We start from the raw sequence: 6611 nt of genomic DNA, 5'->3' as shown, positions 1-6611 counted from the left end.
ACCTCCCAAGACCTGAATGACTCATTCAAGACACTCGGGCTTCGCTCAGGCGCCCCGGAACGCCGACTGGCCCGGGAGGACCGCGAGCGTCAGCCACGACCGGCCGTCCACGTGGACCCGGTTGGTGGCCACCACCTTCCGCCGGTCGCCCACTTCGCGCGCACCCGTGCCGGTGTTCACGTCGAAGCGCGGGAAGTTGCTGGAGCTGACGTCCAGCCGGATCCGGTGGCCGGCGCGGAACAGGTTGGCCGTGTCCGGGGCCGCCACCGTGATGTCGTAGACCTCGCCCGGCACCAGCGGCGCCGGTTCGGCGAACGAGTCCCGGTAGCGGCAGCGCAGGATCCCGTCGGTCAGGTTCATCGCGAACCCCTGCGGGTAGTCCTCGCTCGGCGGGTGGACGTCGATCAGCTTGACCGTGAAGTCCGTGTCCGCGGCCGTCGACGAGACCGCCAGCCGCACCGTGACCGGGCCCGCCACCGCGACGTCGTGGGCCAGCGGCGGCGTCTGGAACACGAGCACGTCCGGCCGGCTCTCCAGTGGCAGGAACGGCGGCGCCGCCCCGAAGAACCGCTCGTCGGGACGCTGGTGGAACGCGCCGCCGCTCATCACCGGCTCACCCGAGGTCACCTGGCCGCCGAGCGTCGGGACCGGGTCCGCCGGGTCGAAGTCGTACTCCAGGTGCGTGCCGGACGGCGGCGTACGGGTGAGGTCGCCGTCGGCGCTCAGGTAGAAGACCTGGTCCTCGGCCGTCTCCGGCGGCCACGCCGTCGCGGTGCGCCAGCGGCCGCCGTGGTCGAGGCGCCCGTCGGCGGTCCGGCGCCCGGACCCGCCGCCCATCAGGAAGTACCGCACCGGCGGCGGGGGCTCGCCGGCGCCGGCGAGGTGGGCGTCGAACCAGCGCAGCCGCATCGTCACGTAGTCGTCGTCGAGGTTCCCGTCGAGCGGCGCCTCGGGGCCGAAGTCGACGTCGCCGGCGTGCCGGACGCTGCGTGCGCCGTGCGTCCACGGCCCGAGCACGAGGTAGGCCGGGCTGTGCTTCTTGCGGCCCAGCTCGCGGAAGTTCTCGGTGGCCGTGCGGACGTACGGGTCGTACCAGCTGGAGATGTGCAGGCTGGGGACGTCCGGGAACCGGTCGTAGAACCCGCGGGCGAAGATGCCGGGCTGGCGCCAGTAGTCGTCGAAGACGCCGTGTTCCCACTGCTCCAGCAGGTAGTCCTCGTAGCCGGGGACAAACCGCAGCGGCGTCGCGCCCCGCCGCCACGGCATCCGCGTGAACCACGCCCGCAGGTCCTCGGAGTCCAAAGTGGCCCGCAGCACCGGGTCCGCGCGCACCTCGGTGCTCGTGCGGGCGCGGTGGAACGCCCAGGTCACCTGCTTCAGTTCGAACGCGCCGCCCATCCGGGTGCCCGCTTCGTAAGCGCTGGCGAAGCCGCCGGAGTCGAGGAACATCGCGGCCAGGTGCGGCGCGCCCAGGGACGCGAGCGCGGCCTGCGCGTGCGCCGAGTAGGAGACGCCCATCGTCGCGACGCGCCCGTCGCACCAGTCCTGCGCGGCGATCCACTCGACGGTGTCGTAGCCGTCTTCGGCCTCGTTGAGGTACTTGGTGAACGTGCCGCCCGAATCGCCGCGGCCGCGGCAGTCCTGGCGCACCACCAGGTACCCGCCGTCGACGAACCGCCGCGCGACCGCCTCGGGCGACGGCGGGCCGGCCCCGTCCGAAGGGCGCGTGAGCCGGCGGCCGTAGGGCGTGCGTTCCAGCAGCACCGGTCCGGCGGGCGGCTCCGGCCGCGCGGCGTAGAGGTCGGCGACCAGGGTGGTGCCGTCGCGCGCGGGGACGTCGAGCACCAGCCGCCAGCAGTCGCCGCTCAGCCGTTCCCAGCCCATCAGAGCCCACCCGCGAACTGCGCCCCGAGCGCGGGCCAGGCGGCGACGAGCTGCGGCAGCGGCGCGGTCGTGAAGTACTTGCGGTACAGCCGGGCGTACGTGCCGTCGGCGACCATCGCGCCGATCTGCTGGTCCAGTGCGGTCAGCAAGGCGCCGTGGTCCTTGGGCACGGCCATCGACGTCGGGTGCGCCACCGGCGCCGAAGCGGCCTGCCGCAGGGCCGGGTACTGCTTGAGGAACTGCGCGGCATCGGGACCACCGACGACGAACGCGTCGAGACTGCCGTTGAGCAGCTGGCTCACCGCGGCGTTGGCGTTGGGGAACCCGATCGGCAGCGCGCCCGGCATCTTGGCCGGCACGAACGGTTCCTGCGTCGACCCGGTGACCACGCCGACCTTGTGGCCGGCGAAGTCGGTGAGCTTCGCCGCGGCGCTCTTCGCCGGGGTGAGGACGGCCGTGGTGCTCCAGAACAGCGGCTTGGTGAAGGAAACGCTCTTCTGCCGCTCCTCGGTGACGCCGAGGCCGGCCGCGGCGAGGTCGTACTGGTGGCTGGTCAGCCCGGCCAGCGACGACGTCACCGACGTCGCCTTGTAGTCGACCTTCAGCCCGAGGCGCTTCGCGGCTTCGTCGGTGATGTCGATGATGAACCCGACCGGCTTCCCCGTCGGGTCGCCGTAGGCGAAGGGCGGCTGGCTGGTCTGGGTGGCGGCGCGGATCGTGCCCGGTTCGAGCAGGCCGTACGGGTCGTCGGCGGCCGGCGTGCCGCCGCAGCCGGTGAGCAGGAGGGCGCCGGCGAGCGCGGCGAAGGCGAGGCGCAGCATGGGAGTGTCCTTTCCGGACTTTCAGAGGACGCGGGCGAGGAAGTCGCGCAACCGCGGGGTTTCCGGGTCGTCGAGGGTGGCGCGGGCCGGGCCGGACTCGGCGACGCGGCCTTCGTCCATGAACACCACGCGGTCGGCGACTTCGCGGGCGAAGCCGATTTCGTGCGTGACGGCGAGCATCGTCATGCCCGACCCGGCCAGCGAGCGCATCACGTCGAGGACGTCCTTCACGAGCTCGGGGTCGAGCGCGGAGGTCGCCTCGTCGAAGAGCATCACTTCGGGTTCCATCGCGAGCGCGCGGGCGATCGCGACGCGTTGCTGCTGCCCGCCGGAGAGCCGGCCGGGCCGCTGGTGGGCCAGGTGCGCGAGACCGAGCCGCTCCAGCTGGGTCAGCGCCGCGGCGTCGGCGGCGTCCCGGCCGAGGCGCCGGACGTGCCGCAGCGCGGCGGTGACGTTCCGGAGCACGCTCAGGTGCGGGAACAGGTTGAAGTGCTGGAACACCATGCCGACGCGGGCGCGGACGGCGTCGACGTCCACGCCGGGGCCGGTGATCGCCGTGCCGGCGACGTGGATCTCCCCGGAAGTGGGCTCCTCGAGCAGGTTGAGGCACTTGAGCAACGTCGACTTCCCGGAGCCGGACCGCCCGATCACGCAGACGGTTTCCCCGGCGGCGACGTCGAGGTCGACGTCGCGGAGCACTTCCAGTGGGCCATAACGCTTGTGCAGGCCGCGCACGGACACCGCGGGCATCAGACGGCCGCCTTCGCCGGGACGGCGACCGGCGCCGCGGCCGTCGTGAAGCGCCGTCCTTCGCGCATCCGCCGGTCGAGCCGGTTCACCGCGTACGTGAGGGGAATCGTCAGCAGCAGGTAGCAGAGCCCGGCGGCGACGAGCGCCGACGAGTTGTACGTCGCCGCTTGCCGTTCCTCGGCGATGAAGTACAGCTCCCGCTGGCCGAAGCCGAGTCCGAGCAGGTACACCAGGGCGCTCTCCTTGACGTCGATGATGAACTGGCCGGCCAGCGCGGGCAGGACGTTGCGCACGCCCTGCGGGACGACGACCACGCGCATGGCCGTCAGGTAGGGCATGCCGAGGCTGCGTGCCGCGTGCAGCTGCCCGGCCGGGACGGCCTGGATGCCGGAGCGGAAGATCTCCGCCGAGTAGGCCGCGGAGATCAGCGCGATGGCGAGCACGGCGTAGCCGAGCGGTTCGCGGCCGAAGGGCCGCAGGCCGGCGGCGGGCAGGCCGACGCCGACCAGGCTGACGGTCACGATCGCGGGCAGCCCGCGGAAGACGTCGACGTAGATCCGGGCGGGCAGCCGGACCAGGCGCCGCCGGGACAGCAGCAGCATCGCCAGCAGCACGCCGGCGACGACGCCGAAGACGATCGCCAGCGCGGCGATCAGCAGGGTGTTGCGCAGCCCTTCGGTGAGCAGGGCGGGCAACACGTCCAGGATCTCGCGGAGATCGAAGAAGGTGCGCAGGAAGTCGTGCATGGCCTGGCCTCTCGTGTGTGTTCCGGGAAGGCTAGGTCCGTTTCGCGCACCCGCCGCCGACGTTTACCGCGACCGCGGTAAGGATGGGTCGTACGCTGCACGCATGTCCGTGGTGCTGACCGTCCAGGGCGCGCGGGCGGCCGACCTCGTCGCCGGGGTGTCGCCGGTGGCCGAGCTGCTCGCGTGCCTGCACTCGATCGCCGAGCCCGAGCACCACTTCGAGGTGCGGCCGTGGCTCACCCGCGTCCGCGCGGACACCTCGGCCGCCCTGCACGGCAGGCTGACGACCTACGCGCCGCTGTGGGCGCGCCGCCGCTGCCGGCTGCTGCTGCCGTTCGAGCTGCCGCTCGGGCGGACCTTCGAAGACGAGCTGCGCCGGATCGAGGCGCTGCCCCTGGACCGCTTCACCGCCACCGCGGCCGACGCGATCCACGGTGGCCTGGCCGAGGTCGGTGACCTGCTGGGCGACGCGGCGGCGAGGGACGCCTACGTCGTTTCGTGCGAGCGGCGGTCGTTCGGCCGCGGCGAGCTGGCCCGGCACCTCGTGGCCGATCCGGACGCGTTCCGCGCCGACCTGCTGGACGTCCTGCGCGCCTGCGCCGACGAGTTCTTCGCCGACGAGTGGGCGCGGGTTTCCCACCGCCTGGAAAGCGAATGCGCGACCGTGCGGGCGCGGCTCAGCGCGCTGCCGGTGGCCGAAGCGCTGGCGTCGCTGAGCACGAACGCGGCGGTCCGGCACGACCCGGCGTCGGTGGTGTTCGACAAGCTGCAGTCCCTGCACGCCGACCTGCGCGGCCGCCGCTGCCTGCTGGTGCCGTCCGTGCACGCGCGGCCGCACCTGATCGTCAAGGTCGACCCGGAGTTCCCGGTGGTCGTGCACTTCCCGGTCGAGGGCGACGGCGCCCGCGACACGCTCGCCCAGGTCCGCCTGCGGCTGGCGATCCTCGCCGACCCGGCCCGGCTGTCGCTGTGCCGCCACCTGGTGAACGAGCCGATCACGACGTCCGACCTGGCGGCGCGGACGGGGATGACGGTGCCCCAGGTCTCCCGCCACCTGGGCCGGCTGCGCGAGGCGGGCCTGCTTGTGTCCCGCCGCGACGGCCGGATGATCCAGCACCGCCTCGACCTGCAGCGGCTGATGCAGCTCGGCGTCGACGTGCTGACCACGATCATGCGGTGACGGCGCTCAGCCGCGCCCCCGAAAAGGACAGAGCACAGCGTCCCGTGTCAGCGTGACGTGGCGCGGGCGTGCAGGTGCTCGAGGGCGTCGAGGACGATCGTGCGGCTGTGCCAGTCCAGCCAGCGGCCCGCGTCGGCGCAGACGCGGTCCACCAGCTCCAGCTCCGGGGTGCCGGGCAGGTCGGCCGCGCGGTCGTGGTGGGTGGTCAGCACGCCCGCGCACGCGCCGTCCGGGGTGAGGATCGGGGTGCTCTGAGCCGCCCGCGCGCCGGCCAGCAGGACGGCGTCGCGGTGTTCGGACGTGTACACCGGGCTGGACGCGACGTCGGGCACCACCACCCGCTCGCGGCGGTGCTGCGCCTGGGTGCACGCCGCGCCGCTGTCCAGGTGGGTGAACAGGTCCACGTACCGCGGGCCGAGGCCGTGGTGGTGCTCCAGCGCGAGGCCGCCGGCGAGGGGTTCGACGCTGTGCACCGCCCCGTGCGGCGCGCCGGTCACCCGCACGGAAATGGTGAGCGCGGCGGTCAGCAGCGCGGGCGGCGTGCGGCCCGCCGGGCGCAGGGCGGTGGCCGGCGCGGCCCGGCGGGTGCGGCCGGGGAACCACACCGGCCCGGCGGGCGCGGGCACGGCGTGTACGGCCGCGGCGAGCGCGCGGATGGTGACGTTGTGGCTCTGCGACGCCTCCCGCACCAGTTCGAAAGCTTCGTCGGCCGTCGCCAGCCCGTAGCGCTCGCAGAGCACGTCGAGCGCCCCGGCGATCCGCGCGCGGTTGCGCGCCCAGCGGCCCTCGACGGCCTCGTTCGACGCTGCGCCGCCCAGCCGCGCGAGCGCCTCCTCGCGCGTGTTCGCGACGGTGACGCGGCGATCCGCCTGCCGCAGGCTCCAGGCGACCATCCGGTCGCGGGTGACGACCACGAGCCGGTGCCGCCGCCGCGCCGCGAGGTCGTGCAGGCGCACCAGTGTCCGGATGACGACGGCGGAGACGAGCGTGGCCTCGGCGAGGTCGACGACGACGTCTTCGTCGAGCGTGCCGACGGCTCTGCCGATGCGGGGCGCGGCGGCCAGGTCGAGCTCACCCCGCCAGGCCAGCGTGCGGACACCGCGCGAGGGAGCGCGGCGCAGCGTGCCGGCGGCGTGCTGCTGTTCGGACATTCGCGTACCCCAAAGCTCGGCCAGGGAAACTGGCACGCCACTCTGCTGGACGCGGAATCCGTGACCTTACTGTGGCAGA

General features: G+C 73.5%; 6 protein-coding genes. 1 reads left to right on the top strand and 5 read right to left on the bottom strand.

Annotated features, from left to right (window positions below; all coding sequences use genetic code 11):
- Positions 1-45 precede the first annotated feature (45 nt).
- The 4 genes from ACERZO_RS11725 to ACERZO_RS11710 are packed head-to-tail and all read right to left on the bottom strand — an operon-like array spanning position 46 to position 4201.
- Positions 46-1884 (bottom strand): CocE/NonD family hydrolase, encoded by a 1839-nt coding sequence (locus tag ACERZO_RS11725; RefSeq protein ID WP_372664570.1) that lies wholly within the window; start codon positions 1882-1884, stop codon positions 46-48.
- Positions 1884-2705, bottom strand: a complete 822-nt coding sequence (locus ACERZO_RS11720; protein WP_372664569.1) for an ABC transporter substrate-binding protein — start codon at positions 2703-2705, stop codon at positions 1884-1886. The genes ACERZO_RS11725 and ACERZO_RS11720 overlap by 1 nt, the downstream gene beginning before the upstream one ends.
- 21 nt (positions 2706-2726) lie before the next feature.
- Positions 2727-3455: an amino acid ABC transporter ATP-binding protein gene (locus ACERZO_RS11715; RefSeq protein ID WP_372664568.1), complete on the bottom strand. Its 729-nt coding sequence runs from the start codon at positions 3453-3455 to the stop codon at positions 2727-2729.
- The gene (locus tag ACERZO_RS11710; RefSeq protein WP_372664567.1) at positions 3455-4201 is read right to left on the bottom strand and encodes an amino acid ABC transporter permease; all 747 of its coding nucleotides are present in this window, start codon (positions 4199-4201) and stop codon (positions 3455-3457) included. Before ACERZO_RS11710 ends, ACERZO_RS11715 begins: the two co-directional genes overlap by 1 nt.
- Positions 4202-4304: 103 nt before the next feature.
- On the opposite strand from ACERZO_RS11710, the gene ACERZO_RS11705 reads away from it, so the two are divergent.
- Positions 4305-5381: an ArsR/SmtB family transcription factor gene (locus ACERZO_RS11705; RefSeq protein WP_372664566.1), complete on the top strand. Its 1077-nt coding sequence runs from the start codon at positions 4305-4307 to the stop codon at positions 5379-5381.
- Between the two features lie 47 nt (positions 5382-5428).
- Here ACERZO_RS11705 and ACERZO_RS11700 read toward each other — a convergent pair whose 3' ends face one another.
- Positions 5429-6532 carry an ANTAR domain-containing protein gene (locus tag ACERZO_RS11700; RefSeq protein ID WP_372664565.1) on the bottom strand — a complete coding sequence of 368 codons (1104 nt, stop codon included), beginning with the start codon at positions 6530-6532 and terminating at the stop codon, positions 5429-5431.
- Between the last annotated feature and the right edge of the window lie 79 nt (positions 6533-6611).

It is taken from the genome of Amycolatopsis kentuckyensis (genome assembly GCF_041679295.1).
GTDB lineage: Bacteria > Actinomycetota > Actinomycetes > Mycobacteriales > Pseudonocardiaceae > Amycolatopsis > Amycolatopsis kentuckyensis_A.
Note: the sequence above shows the minus strand (reverse complement) of the source record. Positions and strands in the feature narration are given on the sequence as shown.